The organism is Collinsella sp. LCP19S3_A7 (assembly GCF_052121995.1).
Taxonomy (GTDB): Bacteria; Actinomycetota; Coriobacteriia; order Coriobacteriales; family Coriobacteriaceae; genus Collinsella.
In genome coordinates, this window is the sequence record NZ_JBQKDE010000023.1 from 1 (window position 1) to 15,107 (window position 15,107).

Sequence of the window (15,107 nt, forward strand, 5' to 3'; positions counted from 1 at the left end):
GCATTTCTACCGCAACGTGCTGGGAAGGGTTCCCGTGACCAGGCGGAAGGCCGCGGCGCGCATGCTGAAGGCGATCCACGCGCAGGAATCGCGCGAGGCATGCGCCAGAAAGGCCGAGGAGGTGGCGGAGAAGCTGGAGTCGATGCGGCTCGGGGCGGCCGCGAGGACGGTGCGCGACGGGTTCGCCGAGACGCTTGCCTACACGGAATTCCCGCCTGAGCACTGGCGCCGGATCAGGACGAACAACGGGATCGAGCGCATCAACCGCGAGATCAGGAGGAGGACTAGGGTCGTCGGGACCTTCCCGGACGGCAATTCGGCCCTCATGCTGGTGACGGCGAGGCTGAAGTACATAGTGGAGCACGAGTGGGGCAAGAGGAGGTACCTGGACATGTCGAAGCTGGAGGAGATGGACGAGCTGAGGGGAAAGGCGGAGGGCTAGAAGAGGACGGGGCCGAGGACGGCTAAATCAATTTGCGAAAGAATCTTGACGGTACCAATCTGAATGGATGGGTGCCGTTGCTGAAAGTGCAGGCGTTGATGGCGGCAATCACTTTGGATGCGAAATGTTGGCTGCGGTTCGATGTCTGGCCCACCGGAAAGCGTGTCCCGGTTTGGAGGCGGATTGTGGGATGTAGCTTCCACTTGGGGGCTGTTTGGGAAACTGCGGGACGGAATTTTGCTTTATTGTGGGTCGCACCTTCCGCAACGTGCCTCAACCGGAAAGCGTGTCCCAGAATTTGTGCTCGAAACGGGATGGAGTTTCCGCTGTCCTTCTGCTAGTAAAAAAGGCCTCCCGAGCTGTTGCTCAGGAGGCCTTTCGTTTGCATGCAATCGGCGCGCTAGTTGTTCTTGGTCAGACGCTCGACGTCGTGGGCGATCATGTATTCCTCGTCGGTGGGGATGACCATGACGGTGACGGCGGAACCGGCGGCGCTGATGACCTGCGGGCCGTTGCCCACGGCCTCGCGGTTCTTGTTGTTGTCGATGCGCACGCCCAGCCACTCAAAGCAGTCGCAGAAGGCCTTGCGGATCGACCAGTCGTTCTCGCCGATGCCGGCGGTAAAGGTGATGGTGTCCACACCCGCCATGGATGCGATCATGGAACCGGCCTGCTGCATGGCCTTGTAGGCGAACATGTCGAAGGCGAGCAGGCAGCGCTCATCGCCCTCGGAGGCGCGCGTGCGGATGTCGCGGGCGTCGTTGGAGATACCCGAGATGGCAAGCAGACCAGACTGCTTGTTCATCATGTCATCGACTTCCTGATAGCTGTAGCCGCCCTCGCGCTGGAGGTAGCACACGGTGGCCGGGTCAATGGAACCACAACGGGTGCCCATCATCAGGCCATCGAGCGGCGTGAGGCCCATCGTGGTGTCGCGGCACACGCCGTCCTCGATGGCGGCGAGCGAAGCGCCGTTGCCCAGATGGCACGAAAGCAGACGGTGGCAGCGCGAGCCCAGGATCTCCTTGGCCATCATCCACTCGTAGCGGTGGCTCGTACCGTGTGCGCCGTACTTGCGCACGTGGTACTTGTCGCACACGTCCTTGGGCAGGGCGTAGGTGTAGGCAACCTCGGGCATGGTCATGTGGAACGAGGTATCGAAGACGGCCACGTTGGGCAGCTCCGGATACTTCTCACGGCAATATTCGATTGCCGCGGCCTCGCCGTAATTGTGCAGCGGGGCGAGCGGGGCCACCTCAAGGATCTTAGCCATGACCTCGTCGTCAACGACTGCGGAATCATCGAAGTGCCAGCCACCCTGAACGATACGATGCCCAATGCCATCAATCGTAAAGTCGGTCTTCTCAAGCTCCTCGAGCACACGAGCGATAGCAGAGCGATGATCGGGGAAAGGGACCTCCTCGGTCTGCTTGGCGCCACCGTTCTCGGAGTGGCCAAAGACGCCCATGTCCGATCCGATACGCTCGCAGTTGCCCTTGGCGAAAACCTTGCGGGTATCGGTATCCAAAAGCTGATATTTAAGGCTTGAGCTGCCGGCGTTGACAACAAGTACGTTCATGAGACTCCTTTGCAGTGCAATACGGTCGACGCAGACCCCTTAAGGCGGCCGCATGTTAATAAGAAGTTATCATATCTTGATAAATAGCTATCAGCATATCGCCCAACGAGCGCAAAAGAGGGGCCGAACGGCGCTCGGTCGCCCAGCCCCTCCCCTCTTGCAATTACTTGCCGTTGACGATGCGCTCGACGTCGGAAGCGATCATGAACTCCTCGTCCGTGGGGATGACGAAGATCTTGACCTTGGAATCCTTGGCGGACAGGCACCAGGCGCCGTCGCCACGCAGGGCGTTGCGGGCATGATCCATCTTAACGCCCATAAAGGCCAGACGATCGGCCACGCCGGCGCGGACGGCCGGAGCGTGCTCGCCGATGCCGGCGGTAAAGACCAGGGTGTCCATGCCGCACATGGAAGTGGCCATCTCGGCAGCCTTGGCGGCAATCTTGTAGACGAACATATCGAAGGCGAGCTGAGCCTCGGGGTCACCAGCAGCGGCGAGCTCCTCGACGTTGCGGCAGTCGTTGGTCTTGCCGCCGGTCACAGCCAAAAGGCCGGACTTCTTGTTCATCATCTCGTCGACCTCGTCGAAGGTGTAGCCACCCTCGCGCTGCAGGTAGCACACGGTAGCCGGGTCGATGGAGCCGCAGCGGGTGCCCATCATGACACCGTCGAGCGGCGTCAAGCCCATGGTGGTGTCCATGCACTTACCGTCCTCGATAGCGCACAGGGAAGCGCCGGAACCGATGTGGCACACGACGACCTTGCGAGCCTCGCCGTTGGTCATCTCGGCAACCTTCTTGGAGATATAGCGGTAGCTGGTGCCGTGGGCGCCATACTTGCGGATGTGCAGCTTGTCGCAAACATCCTTGGGCAGGGCGTAGGTCTTGGCGACCTCAGGCATGTTGAAGTGGAAAGCGGTGTCATAGACCGTGACGTTGGGCAGGTCGGGATACTGCTCGAGGCAGTACTCGATAACGTTGGCCTCGGGGTTGTTGTGCAGCGGGGCGAGCGGAGCGACCTCGCGGATCTTGGCGAGGACGTCCTCGTCGACGAGGGAGGAATCGCCAAAGTACCAACCGCCCTGAACGATGCGGTGGCCGATGCCCTCGATCTTGACGCCGTTAGCCTCGAGGTCCTTCAGGACGACCTCGATGGCGACCTTGTGGTCGGGGAACTCGATGTTCTCGGTCACCTTCTTGGAGCCGTTGGCAGCGTGGGTGAAGGTACCGCCGGTAAAGCAGACGCGCTCACAGGAGCCCTTTGCGGACACCTTGTGGGATTTGGTATCGATGACCTGATACTTAAGGGTCGAAGATCCTGCGTTGACGACCAGAACGTTCATGTGTCTCCCTACTAACAGGCGGTGTGGCGCCGCCAGGTTACATACGCTTCAATAATAAACCCAAACGCCCTCGCGCTCGGGTTTATTGCGTTGATATATAAGTTATCGATGCCCAAGCTTTCGCCTCATCCCACGGAAGAAGCGCCCTCAGATGAGGTTCTCGCCCAGGTTTTTGCCGCCGAGGACGTGCATGTGGAAGTGCATGACGGTCTGGCCGGCATTGACGCCCTTGTTGGAGATGACGCGGAAGCCGTCCTCCAGGCCCTTGGCCTTGGCGACCTCCTGAATGGCGTGGGCCATGGCGCCCATGGTCTCGGCCGGTACGTTGTCGGCGATGTCGCTGTAGTGCTTCTTGGGGATTACGAGCGTGTGGACCGGCGCCTGGGGGTTGAGGTCGTCGAACGCGATGACCTGATCGTCCTCATAGACAACGGTTGAGGGGATCTCGTGGTTGGCAATTTTGCAGAAGATGCAATCACACATGGTTGGTTCCTTTCTCACAGACCAAGGTAGTCTTTTTGGGACGGGGCTTTTTTGACTACTTTTTCGCAAGCGCAGGCACCTGGCGAGCCGTCGCGCAAGGGTAGTCAAAAAAGCCCCGTCCCAAAAAGACTACCCCAAAGTAGGCTGCGAGGTGGTTAGAACGAAAGGTTGTCGTCGGTGTTGGCGGCTTCGCCGTCGGCGAGCACGTCGTTGCCGTCGACGTCCTTAAGGAGCACCGAGACCTTCTGCTCGGCATCGGACAGGCGGGTGCGTAGGCTCTTGAGGAGCTCGACGCCGCGGGTATAGCTCTCGAGCGACTCCTCGAGCTCCATGTCGCCCGACTCCAGGCTGCGGATGATGAGTTCCAGCTCCTGCGAGGCCTGCTTGTACGTAAGCTGCTCGACCGGGGTCTTCTCTGCCATATCTGTTTCCTTTCCTAAAGGTTTATCGCTATGAAAGGCGGTCTACTCGACCGTATCGACCGTATCGACCGTTGCTGCCACGTTGCCGTCCGCCATACGCACGCGGATAGCGTCGCCCGGCTTAAAGGTCTTGGCGCTCGTAGCCACACTGTCCTCGCTGTACGCGATGGAGTAACCGCGGGCAAGCACCTTGAGCGGCGACAGGGCATCGAGCGACGCAGCAGCTCGGCCCAGGTCGGACGCGGGCTTGCTGAGCATCGTGCGCCCCTGATGCTCCAGACGGGAGCTCGCAAGCGTGAGCGCATGTCGTTTGCCATCGAGCCCCGAGGTACTTGCGATCAAGCGCTCGGGCAGACGCTCGAAGTTGGAGCGGAAGGCCCCAACCGAACGCGTTATGGCGCCGGACAGGCGATCAGCCGTCAGGGCAAGCTCAGACTCGCGACGCTCGACCATAAATGTGGGGTCGTTGAGGCACGGGCGGCGTGCGGCGGCATCGAGCGCGTCGCCCAGACGAGCCGTATAGGTGTCCCAAGCGCGGCGACCACGCTGATCGAGCATCTCCAAATCAACCTGATTCGACCCGATCATCGATGCCATCGCGGCGCCCAGACGCTGATGGCGCGTCTCAAGCACGTCGGCCAACTCCGTCATAGCCGGCGCCACCGATTCTGCCGCCGCCGTGGGCGTTGAGGCGCGACGGTCGCTCACCATGTCGCAAATCGAGGTATCGGGCTCATGGCCAATGCCAGTCACCACGGGCACAGGACAGGCTGCCACCGCACGGGCAAGCTCCTCGTCATTGAAGGTCATGAGGTCCTCGAAGGAGCCGCCGCCGCGCACCAGCAAAATGCAATCGGGCGCCGGCGTAATGGAAGCGGCGCGACGCAAACCCTCAATGAGCTCTGCCGGCGCACCCTCGCCTTGAACCTTGGCACCCACGCAAACGAGCTCGACGAGTGGGTTGCGACGACGCAATGTGCGCTTGACGTCATCGATTACGGCACCCGAAAGCGAGGTGACGACCGCCACGCGCGAGCAGAACACCGGGATGCGGCGCTTGCGCGCTTCGTCCATCAGGCCCTCGCGGCTCAGCTTTTCGGCCAGTTGCGCCACTTGTTGACGCAGCAGACCCTCCCCCGCCAGCGAAAACGAGCGGGCGACAAAACTCATGCGGCCCGTGGGCTTATAGAGATTGAAGCTACCCTTAAAGCTCACCTGCATGCCGTCGCGCAGATCGAACGTGCGCTTGAGATAGGCACCCTTCCAAATGATGCAGTCAACGGCGGCCGAATCGTCCTTAATCTGGAAGTAGCAGTGGCCGCTTCGGGCATTGGGGCCACGGAAACCCGTGACCTCGCCCAAAACACTCAGCTGCGGAATAGCATCGAGTGCACCGGCGGCGATCTCCACCGCCTGGCTCACGCTGAGTTCCTTGCGCTCCTGATCGTCCGAGCCGTCAAACTCAGCGGAAACAGCATTGCCGGTTAGATTCCAGCCTGCCACGCAGCCTCCTTTCGTTATCGTGCACAAAGGCTCCAGCCCTGCGCAAATTCAAGTCCAACACATAGTACAGCGCCGCGGGGACACAAATCCCCGCGGCGCCTGTCAAGCCAATTTGTTATCGGTTGGAGTTTCTGTTGTAGCGAGCCATCAGGTAGAGCAGCTGAATGATCGAGGTGAGCGCTGCGGCAACATAGGTAAGCGCGGCTGCCGTCAGGACCTTCTTGGCACCGTTGACCTGCTTGGAGCTCATCCCCGACCGCTCGATGTACGCCACGGCGCGGCGGCTGGCATCAATCTCGACCGGCAGCGTAACCAGCTGGAACAACACACTAAACGAGAAGAAGATCAGCGCGAGGGTCGTGAGTCCCGCAATGTTCATGAACAGGCCCATGAGTAGCACGATGGTCCAGGTGTTCTGGGTAAAGTTGACGACCGGGACCAGGGCAGTGCGCACCTTCATCATGGCATAGCCGCTTTGGCGCTGGGCGGCGTGGCCCGCCTCGTGGCAAGCGACGGCAACGCTTGCGACCGATCCGCCCGAACGGTTGGCATCCGAGAGATACAGGTTGTTATCCTGCGGGTTGTAATGGTCGGTGAGCTCACCGGCGACGCCCTTGATACCCACGGCATTGCAACCGCTGGCGTCGAGCATGCGGCGCGCGACCGCAGCGCCCGTGTCGCCGTCCGAGCGAACCTTGGACCAGGTTTTATACGTCGAGTTGATATAGCTCTGCGCGGCAAGACCGAGCACCGTACAAACAAGGACGACCAGCAGGTACAGCGGGTCGATGCCAAAGCCATAACCATAGTAATAGGGCATGCGAATTCCTCCGAATCGAGTTACACGTTGGAGGCATTCTACCCACTCGCCCAGCCAACGAGACAGTATCGATGTTTTGGCAATGTCAGCGAAAACGGCCGAGAGCGAGCAAGGTGACGTGAAAGAGAAGCGACGCGTACTTTGGTACGCGAGCGACGATTGAACGTCAGATTGCCGCTCTCGGCCGTTTGCAGCGTCGAGCTGTTACGCGGTTTGGTGAAACCGCGTAACTATATACCTATAACAACTCAATCTTTCCGTCTTTCACGGTGAGCCCCATATTGCCGGAAAGTAGATCGTCCAGGCGCGAGCCCACAAGCTCAAAGCGCCAACCTTCGCGCAAAGGGCTCTGCTCGGGATGCTCAATATAGTCGGCCAGGTCATCGCGCGAGGCAATGACCGAGGTCGCCACGCCCGAACGCTCGGCAACCAGGCGAATGAGCGCGTACATGAGATCCGTCACGCTCTCCAGCTCCGGAGAGATCTGGCGATGTCCGCGCACCATGAGCGGCAGGCGATCGTGCGGGCAGCTCGCGCCGCGTTTGATGGCCATGAGCGCGCCGTCCACATCGCGCTCCCCCAGTTGATCGGTGCCGCGGATGCTGCGGAACTCCTCAACGCGCACGGGATTGCGCTTGACGAGCGCCAGCAGCGTATCGTCGGACATGACCCACTTGCGCGGGATGTTGCGGCGCTCGGCGCGGTCCTCGCGCCAGGCGGCAAGCTCGCGCGCAATGCCCAGCTGATGGCGGCTACACGAGTTGATGCGCTTGACCTTGCGGAATGCCTCATGCCGGTCGGCGCGGTAGTGCGACTCGTCTGCCAGCGGGCGCAACTCGTCGAGCACCCAGTCCACGCGGCCCAGCTCGCGCAAACGGCTCATCATCTCGGTATAGGCGACGATCAGATACTTGACGTCATCGATCGCGTACTCAATCTGCTTATCGCTCAGCGGGCGGCGCGACCAATCGGTCAGCGACTCGGTCTTGGGCAGCGATACGCCGCAGAACGTCTGAACGAGCGCGCCGTAGGAAATCTGCTGGCGCTCGCCCAAAAAGGCGGCGGCGACCTGTGTGTCAAAAATCGGTCGCGGCAGCGCACCCACGGTGTGGAGCATGACCTCCATATCCTGCGAGCAGGCGTGGAAGACCTTGACCACGCCCTCGTCGGCCATAAGCTCGGCCAGCGGCGATAAGTCGTCGATCACCAAAGGATCGACCGCGACGCTCTCGGCAGGGGTGGCAATCTGAACCAGGCACAGGCGCGGATGAAACGTGCGCTCGCGCAAAAACTCGGTATCGACGGCAATCGCGTCGAACTCACGAGCGCGCTGACAAAAGTCGAGTAGAGCCTGATGTGTGGAAATGTACATATCAACCCATCGAATAAGGTTAGGCCCGAAAAACACGGGTAGGATATCGGCATTGCCCTACAACTATACTCGGTTAGTCACAGAACGGGAACGTAAGTATGCGCTGCCTTATCATCCACAACCCGGCATCGGGTCCCAGCTCCGATGAAATCTACGCGTTCACGCACGCTCTTGCACAGGGCGGCGACGAGGTCGTAATGCGCTTTATCGGCGATGGCATGGAGCCCGAGGACGCGGTAGCGGACGTTCGTGAGTTCGACCGCGTAGTCGTTTCGGGCGGCGACGGCACCGTCTCCAACGTGCTCGACCAGATGCGCGGGTGCGGTGTCCCTACGCTCATCTTCCCCTCCGGCACAGCCTGCCTGTTCTTTAACAACATCGGTAATGCCCCCGAGGCGGCGGCGCTTGCCAAGGCTTGCCGCGCCGGCCGCACGGTCAAGGTGGACATGGGTGAGCTCTTTTGGATCGACGAGAACGGTAACGAGAAGCGCCACGGCTTTATCATCATCGCCGGCTCGGGCTTCGACGCCGAGATCATGATGAAGGCCGCTCCCACCAAAAACGACATTGGCGAGATCGCCTACTTCCTCTCCGCGCTCGCCACGCCCAACCCCACGGTGGCGCACTTTACCATTGAACACGACGGCATGGTCGAGGAGCTCGACGGCATCTGCTGCATGGCGGGCAATACCTCAGTCATCCAAAACGACATCAACCTGTTCCCCAGCTGCCGCATGAACGACGGCATGGTCGACATCGTCGTTATTGAACCCGTGCGCACGGTGCAGCTGCTCCCCACGGTGATCACCGCCGCGCTCGACCCCGCCGGCAAGGTGCTCGGCCGCCCGCAGTTTAAGATTATCCAGACCAAGGAAGCCAAGATTACCTGCACGCCGTCGCTGGGCATGCAGTTCGATGGCGAGATCATCTCCAGCAACTCCGGTGTCTTTGGCGCCCGCGCGCTTCCGCAATGCCTCGACCTCATCGTCGACGAATTCTCACCACTCGGAAAATAGGAGAACCCCGTGAACGACAACCCTATCCTTGGCTTTATCGTCATCGTTCTGGCCATGCTCGTGGGCTACGCGATTAACGTAATCCACCGCCGGAAGAAGTAATTCCACATTGGTATGATATTCATCCGGTTATCATCTCCCCCGCTGTTTATGCATTTGTCAAACAGCGGGGGATTTTCATTTCGTTATTTCCAGACGCTTTATTGAGCTACAGTAATTGCAGGGCGTCTTTATTAAAGTAAAGCTACAAACTGAGTATAATTAACCGCTCATCGCATATTTCATTACGCTTATCGAATAAGTACCTTTCATAGATGAATATTGTTTCCAGCTCGTTATGCTAATGGGGTATCTTTATTGGCTGAAGCCCTCTGGCGACAGAGGGCTTTCGCACGCTGGGAGGGATTATGAGGAAAACTCACCCCGTCAACGCGCTCAAAAAGCTTGGCATAGGCCTCGCCTTTGGAGCTGCAACTATCATGTCCATGCCGACCTCTGCGCTCGCCTGCACCCAGATCTACATGGGCAAGAACCTTACGGCCGACGGCAATACGTATTATGGCCGCGCCGAGGACTATGGCGAACGTTACCTCAAGCACTTTGGCATCGAGGATTCGCACGCCCCCGGCTTCACCTACAGCTCCGATGAGTCCGGATTCGTATACACCTCGAACAAAACCACGTATCGCTACAGTTATGTGCGCGATCACCCCTCGCAGTGGGACGAGCGTTGGGACGCCTACTCCGAGGCAGGCATCAACGAGAAGGGCGTCTCCTGTTCCGCCACGCTAAGCACCAGCATGAATGCAGATGTCAAAGCTGTGGACCCCCTTACGGATGGCTTGGGTGAGTACAGCTACGCCAGCGTTATCTTGGGCGAAAGCGCTACGGCCCGTGAGGGCGTCAAGCTTATCGGAAGCCTGATCGACGAGCAGGGCGTCTGCTCCAACGACCAGATTGTCATCGCCGACAACAATGAGACCTGGCTGTTCGCCGCGCTTTCCGGCCATCAGTGGATTGCCATGAAGCTCGCTGACGACGTCGCCTCGGTCAACCCCAACATCGGCAACCTTAACTACGACGTCGACCTCGATGACACCGAAAATTGCCTCCACTCTGAGAAAATCCAGTCCATGCCCGAAGAAAAGGGTATCGCCAAATACTCCGCTGACGGCAAATTCGATGTCGCCCAAACGTATGGCGAGAGGCTCGATAAGACTGGCAGGCATCAGTGGACCCGCTATATCCAGGGTCGAGATTACTTCAAGAACCCGCTTACTAAGGACGCCGATTACACCATCGTCAACGACGGCAGCGTCGGCGCAGCCGTCAGCGAGATCCAGCCCTTGTTCTTCAAGCCTGACAAGTCTGGCTGGAGTACCTTTGAGCTGATTCGCGCCTTTGGCAACCGCGGCGAGAACGTCCCTGGCCTTAACGCCAACACTGACGGCGCCTACGCCATCGGCACCGAGCGCAACACCGAGGTCCACCTCTTCCAGATTCGTCGCGGCCTTGATCCCGAAGTCGCAACCATCCAGTGGGAGATGCTTTCTCGTGCCGCGTACTCCGTCGCCATCCCGTTGTATTCCGCTCTGATGACTGAGGTCAGCCCGTACTTCAGCGATCAGACTGTCTCCTTCGATCACTGCGGAGAGACGGACATCGTGAACAACGAGGAGCCCGAGAACTCCATCAACTACGTCCTCATGGACATCAGCTCCCTCTGCTTCGAGCATCCCGAGCTGCTCGGCGTCAACGTCCGCACCTACCTCGACGCCCTCCAGAACGAGCTCGTCGAGCAGAACTTGGAAGTCGACGAGGTCATGCAGGCCACCGAGGGCACCGAGGCCCGTACCGCCCTGGCAAACAAGGCCGGCAATGCTGCCACCGAGAACACCTACGTCAAGTGCAAGGCCTTGCTCCAGGAGATGCGCGCCTATCTGAAGGCTGAGAACTTCGACCAGCCCTTCACCCCGAGCGACCTGAACACCGAGACCAACGGCCTCAAGGTGTCCATCACCTACGCCAAGGATGCCCTCGCCACCGAGGCCCCCGAGAAGCCCGAGCAGCCCGGCACCCCCGAGCAGCCTACTACCCCCGAGCAGCCTACTACCCCCGAGCAGCCTACTACCCCCGAGCAGCCTACTACCCCCGAGCAGCCTACTACCCCCGAGAAGCCGACCAAGCCGAGCACCTCTACCACGGTGACCACCAACAAGAAGAACACCAAGGGCAACCTGCCCACCACCGGTGACCGTTTTGACGGCCGCGTGGTTGCCGCGTTCGCCGCTGCTGGCGTCGTCGTCATCTCCGCTGGCGGCTATGCCCTCTATCGCCGCAACAAGGAGTAACACTCCTCGCAGGAAGTAACACTTCCCAGGGCGCGGGCGGGACAGCACAAGCTGCCCCGCCCGCTCTTCTTAATAGGAGGAAACGTCGCCGAAATTCTTTTCAAAAAAGATTTCCCCGCACACACTTCGCTGTGCTATAGTGCAGCGCAACAGCAACTGGGTGCGACCGCGCCATGGCATCACGAAAGGAGCCACCAACATGAAGAACACGATGACGTCTCTCAACAACTGGTGGTGGCGTGATGCGAATACGATCGGTCGACGGTGAGTCCCTCATGCCTGTTTTTGCGCTCTAGGTGATTGGAAGGCCTCCGGTTTCGACCGGGGGCCTTTTTCTATCTCGAGCCCGATCGCATTCGCATCACGCGCCTCCGCTTTTCTCTTACACTCCCCTTTCTGAAAGGACCTTCACCATGTCTCAGAACACCACCGCCGGCGCCCAGCCCCGCACCGTCCAGACCGCCGACCGCGGCAAACTCGATATCCGCGCCCTCGTCCTGCTCGCCATCCTGCTTGCCGCCGGCTTCATCCTCAACTTTACCGTCGGCAAGGCAATCTCGGGTATCTCCGGCGGCATGATTAGCCCCGAGTTCATCATCTCGGCCTTCTGCCTCACCATCCTGGTCGTTCGTCCCAACATTGGTCAGGCACTCGTCATCGGTCTCATCTCGGCGGCCGTAATCCAGATCACCACTACCTCGCCGTTTGTCGATTTTGCCGCCGAGGGCATCGCCGCCATGCTTATGGCCGTCATTGTCAACACTGCCGCCAAGGATGGCCAAGTTAAGCCTGCCGTCGCCATCGTCGCTACGTTCGTGACCACCTTTGTCTCGGGCGTCATCTTCATGGTCATCAAGATGGCCATGCTCGGCGTAGTGGGCGAACTCGCCGCAGCTATGCTGCCCGTCGTCGCCATGACCGCTGTGTTCAACGCCATTCTGGTCGGCGCGCTCTATCTGCCCATCCAGAAGGCCCTTAGGCTTAACTAACCCGCTCGGCTTTACGAGCCACCCCATATTGGCGTTCATTCGTCGCTCGCGTACCCAAGTACGCTTCGCTCCTCTTTCGCGCCAACCTGGGGCACCTCGTAAAGCCGTCTACGTGCTTCACCAGCAAAGACTGTCCCAAACAACGAGCTATTGGGGACGTCCTTAAACGACTAGTCATGTAAGAACATCCCCAATGACTATGAAAGGTATCCATGGAAACGATCATCAACGTCGACGATGTCTCGTTCGCCTATGGCACGCAGGCCGAGCAGGCGCTTAGCCACGTTTCGCTCAGCGTGAACAAGGGAGATTTCATCGGCATCATCGGGCCTTCGGGTGCCGGCAAATCAACACTTACCGCCTGCCTGTCGGGCGCCGTGCCCCACCACTACAGCGGAACCTTCTTTGGCTCCGTGTTCGTTGACGGGCACGACACCTGCGAGGTCTCGCTCACCGACATATCGCAGATCGTCGGCAGCGTGCTGCAAGACATCGACACGCAGATGGTCGCCTCGGTCGTTGAGGACGAGATGCTTTTTGGCCTGGAGAACTTTGGCGTTCCGCATGACCAGATCGAGCAGCGCGTGAGCGAGACGCTTAAGGCCGTCGGCATTAGCGACCTGCGCGACCGCGAGATAGCCACCCTCTCGGGCGGCCAAAAGCAAAAGGTGGCCATCGCTGCCATCCTCGCCATGCGCCCGCGCGTGCTGGTGCTCGATGAGCCAACCGCGGCACTCGATCCCGTCAGCTCCACACTGGTTTTCGAAACGCTGCGCGAGGCAAACCGTAACCTCGGCATCACCATCGTCGTCGTTGAGCAAAAGGTCGCCCTGCTTTCGGAGTATTGCAACCGCGTGCTCGTGCTCAATCACGGCCAGATCGCGCTGCAAGGCGAGCCACATGAGGTCTTTGAGCACACCGACGAGCTCCGCGCCATCGGTGTCGATTGCCCGCGCGTCACGCGCATTTTCAACAGCCTCGAGGCCGATGGCTTGGCAAGCGGCACCCCCTGCCTGGATGTCGACGAGGCCGAACGCCTGATCGCGGGCATCGTCGACCCCGACCGCGCGACAAGCGACGCCCAGGCGCCCACAGGCTCCCCGCACGCACCATCGCTGCGCCCGCATGCGAAAGACGCCGAGCCGGTGCTCACGTTTGACCACGTTGAGTTTTCCTACCCCCATGGTGGCGCCGCCGTCCACGACCTCAACCTGACGCTCTATCCCGGCGAGCTCGTGGGCATTGTCGGCCAAAACGGAGCCGGCAAGACCACGCTCACCAAGCTGCTCACAGGCCTGCTTAAGCCCACCTCGGGCAGCGTGCGCGTCACGGGACTGGATACCGCAGCCGTTCCCACGAGCCGCATCGCCCGCGAAGTCGCAACCCTTTTCCAAAACCCCGACCGCCAGATTTGCAAGGACACCGTGCTCGACGAGGTCGCCTTTGGTCTAGAGCTTGCCGGCATCGACCGCGCCGAGGCGCTGCGTCGCGCCCAGCTCGTCATCGACCGCTTTGGCTTGCCGCCCTACGATGCGCCCTTCTCGCTCTCGCGCGGTCAACGCCAGATGGTGGCGCTCGCCTCCGTCGTGGTCGTAGAGCCCAAGATCGTGGTTCTCGACGAGCCCACGAGTGGCCTGGACTACCGCGAGTGCATGACCGTGATGGAAACGGTGCGCACCATGGCCGAGCGCGGCTGCGCCGTTATCATAGTCTGCCACGACATGGAAGTTGTCTCGGACTTTGCCGAGCGCATCGTGGTGATGGCCGACGGTCGCATCCTCGATCGCGGCCGCACGCACGAGCTGTTCTCGAACATCGAGCTCATGCAGCGTGCCTATGTTGAACCGCCCCAGGTTATTGAACTCTCACGCCGTCTGGCATCTTCCGTCTCGCCCGCCTTTGCACAGGTGAGCGAGGTCACCGATATCGTTCGCATTACCGAGGAGATGGTCCGCCGTGGTTAATGTCATCGACTATATGCCGGGCGACACGCTGCTGCATCGTCTGAATCCCGTCATCAAACTGGGCCTCGCCGCCGCCATCATCATCGGCATCTTTTTGTCCGACACCTACGTGGCGCTGTTGGGGTTTCTGGCGCTCACGCTCGCGCTGGGAGCCTACGCCGGCGTCGTCGACCGCCTGTTCTCGCTGCTCAAGCTGCTGATTCCGCTCGCACTCATCATGTTAGCGCTGCAGCTGGCCTTCATGCGCGATGGCAACGTGGTGTGGGGCTTCGTCACCGACGAAGGCCTCATCACCGGCTCGAAGGCCTGTCTGCGCCTGTTGGGCGTAGCGCTGCCACTCATCCTGATGCTCATGGTGACCAAGCTCAACGACCTTGCCAATGCCTGCGTGGAGGTGCTGCACGTGCCGTATCGCTACGCCTTTACCTTTACCACGGCGCTGCGCTTTGTGCCGGTGTTTGGCCAAGAGATGAATGCCATCATGGAGGCGCAGACTGCACGCGGCGTCGAATACGACACCAAGAATCCCATCAAGAAGCTCAAGCTCATGCTGCCGTTGTGCGTGCCGCTATTGATCTCGAGCGTGGGCAAGACCGATGCCACCGCGCTTGCCGCCGAGCAGCGCGGCTTCTACCTGCGCACGCGTGCGAGCTCGTACAAGCGCTACCCCATCAAAGGCTTGGACATTGCCGTACTTATCGTCAGCATCGCCCTTATCGCCATCGGCTTCCTGTTCTAGCAATCGCTGGCAGCAACCGCAAAATGCAAAAGGCCCCGGCTCGCACAAACGAGCCGAGGCCTTTACTGTTTTCCCAGATAAAACC

At 60.2% G+C, this 15,107-nt stretch carries 13 protein-coding genes; 6 read left to right on the forward strand and 7 right to left on the reverse strand.

Annotated features, from left to right (window positions below; genetic code table 11):
• Positions 1-442: transposase (locus ACTQV3_RS08640; protein ID WP_441536193.1), on the forward strand; the 442-nt coding region annotated here is incomplete at its 5' end.
• A gap of 400 nt (positions 443-842) precedes the next feature.
• On the opposite strand, the gene ACTQV3_RS08645 is transcribed toward ACTQV3_RS08640, so the two are convergent.
• The 7 genes from ACTQV3_RS08645 to rnd form a co-directional block, all read right to left on the reverse strand.
• Positions 843-2,021, reverse strand: coding sequence for an acetate/propionate family kinase (locus ACTQV3_RS08645; RefSeq protein ID WP_441536195.1), 1,179 nt, complete (start codon positions 2,019-2,021; stop codon positions 843-845).
• Positions 2,022-2,184: 163 nt separating this feature from the next.
• The gene (locus ACTQV3_RS08650; RefSeq protein ID WP_006234305.1) at positions 2,185-3,363 is read right to left on the reverse strand and encodes an acetate/propionate family kinase; all 1,179 of its coding nucleotides are present in this window, start codon (positions 3,361-3,363) and stop codon (positions 2,185-2,187) included.
• Between the two features lie 147 nt (positions 3,364-3,510).
• A complete protein-coding gene (locus ACTQV3_RS08655; RefSeq protein WP_035137921.1) occupies positions 3,511-3,846 on the reverse strand; it encodes a histidine triad nucleotide-binding protein in 336 nt (111 codons plus the stop codon).
• Positions 3,847-4,001: 155 nt separating this feature from the next.
• Positions 4,002-4,268 carry an exodeoxyribonuclease VII small subunit gene (xseB, locus tag ACTQV3_RS08660; RefSeq protein ID WP_006234311.1) on the reverse strand — a complete coding sequence of 89 codons (267 nt, stop codon included), beginning with the start codon at positions 4,266-4,268 and terminating at the stop codon, positions 4,002-4,004.
• A 42-nt stretch (positions 4,269-4,310) separates the two neighbouring features.
• Positions 4,311-5,771: an exodeoxyribonuclease VII large subunit gene (gene xseA / locus ACTQV3_RS08665; protein ID WP_441536199.1), complete on the reverse strand. Its 1,461-nt coding sequence runs from the start codon at positions 5,769-5,771 to the stop codon at positions 4,311-4,313.
• 115 nt (positions 5,772-5,886) lie between these two features.
• Entirely contained in the window at positions 5,887-6,591 is a 705-nt protein-coding gene (locus ACTQV3_RS08670) for a zinc metallopeptidase (protein ID WP_154517280.1), read from the reverse strand.
• A gap of 238 nt (positions 6,592-6,829) precedes the next feature.
• Positions 6,830-7,963 (reverse strand): ribonuclease D, encoded by a 1,134-nt coding sequence (gene rnd, locus ACTQV3_RS08675; RefSeq protein ID WP_138375271.1) that lies wholly within the window; start codon positions 7,961-7,963, stop codon positions 6,830-6,832.
• 98 nt (positions 7,964-8,061) lie between these two features.
• Between rnd and ACTQV3_RS08680 the strand changes: the two genes are divergently transcribed.
• From ACTQV3_RS08680 to ACTQV3_RS08700, 5 genes are all read left to right on the forward strand, one after another.
• The gene (locus ACTQV3_RS08680) at positions 8,062-8,979 is read left to right on the forward strand and encodes a diacylglycerol/lipid kinase family protein (protein WP_441048604.1); all 918 of its coding nucleotides are present in this window, start codon (positions 8,062-8,064) and stop codon (positions 8,977-8,979) included.
• Positions 8,980-9,386: 407 nt separating this feature from the next.
• Complete coding sequence (locus ACTQV3_RS08685) at positions 9,387-11,330, forward strand: C69 family dipeptidase (protein WP_441536201.1); 1,944 nt, start codon at positions 9,387-9,389, stop codon at positions 11,328-11,330.
• Positions 11,331-11,743: 413 nt separating this feature from the next.
• Complete coding sequence (locus tag ACTQV3_RS08690) at positions 11,744-12,319, forward strand: hypothetical protein (protein ID WP_441054411.1); 576 nt, start codon at positions 11,744-11,746, stop codon at positions 12,317-12,319.
• Between the two features lie 212 nt (positions 12,320-12,531).
• Positions 12,532-14,283 carry an ABC transporter ATP-binding protein gene (locus ACTQV3_RS08695; protein WP_441054413.1) on the forward strand — a complete coding sequence of 584 codons (1,752 nt, stop codon included), beginning with the start codon at positions 12,532-12,534 and terminating at the stop codon, positions 14,281-14,283.
• Positions 14,276-15,022 carry an energy-coupling factor transporter transmembrane component T family protein gene (locus ACTQV3_RS08700; RefSeq protein WP_427718466.1) on the forward strand — a complete coding sequence of 249 codons (747 nt, stop codon included), beginning with the start codon at positions 14,276-14,278 and terminating at the stop codon, positions 15,020-15,022. The genes ACTQV3_RS08695 and ACTQV3_RS08700 overlap by 8 nt, the downstream gene beginning before the upstream one ends.
• The last annotated feature ends 85 nt before the right edge of the window (positions 15,023-15,107 follow it).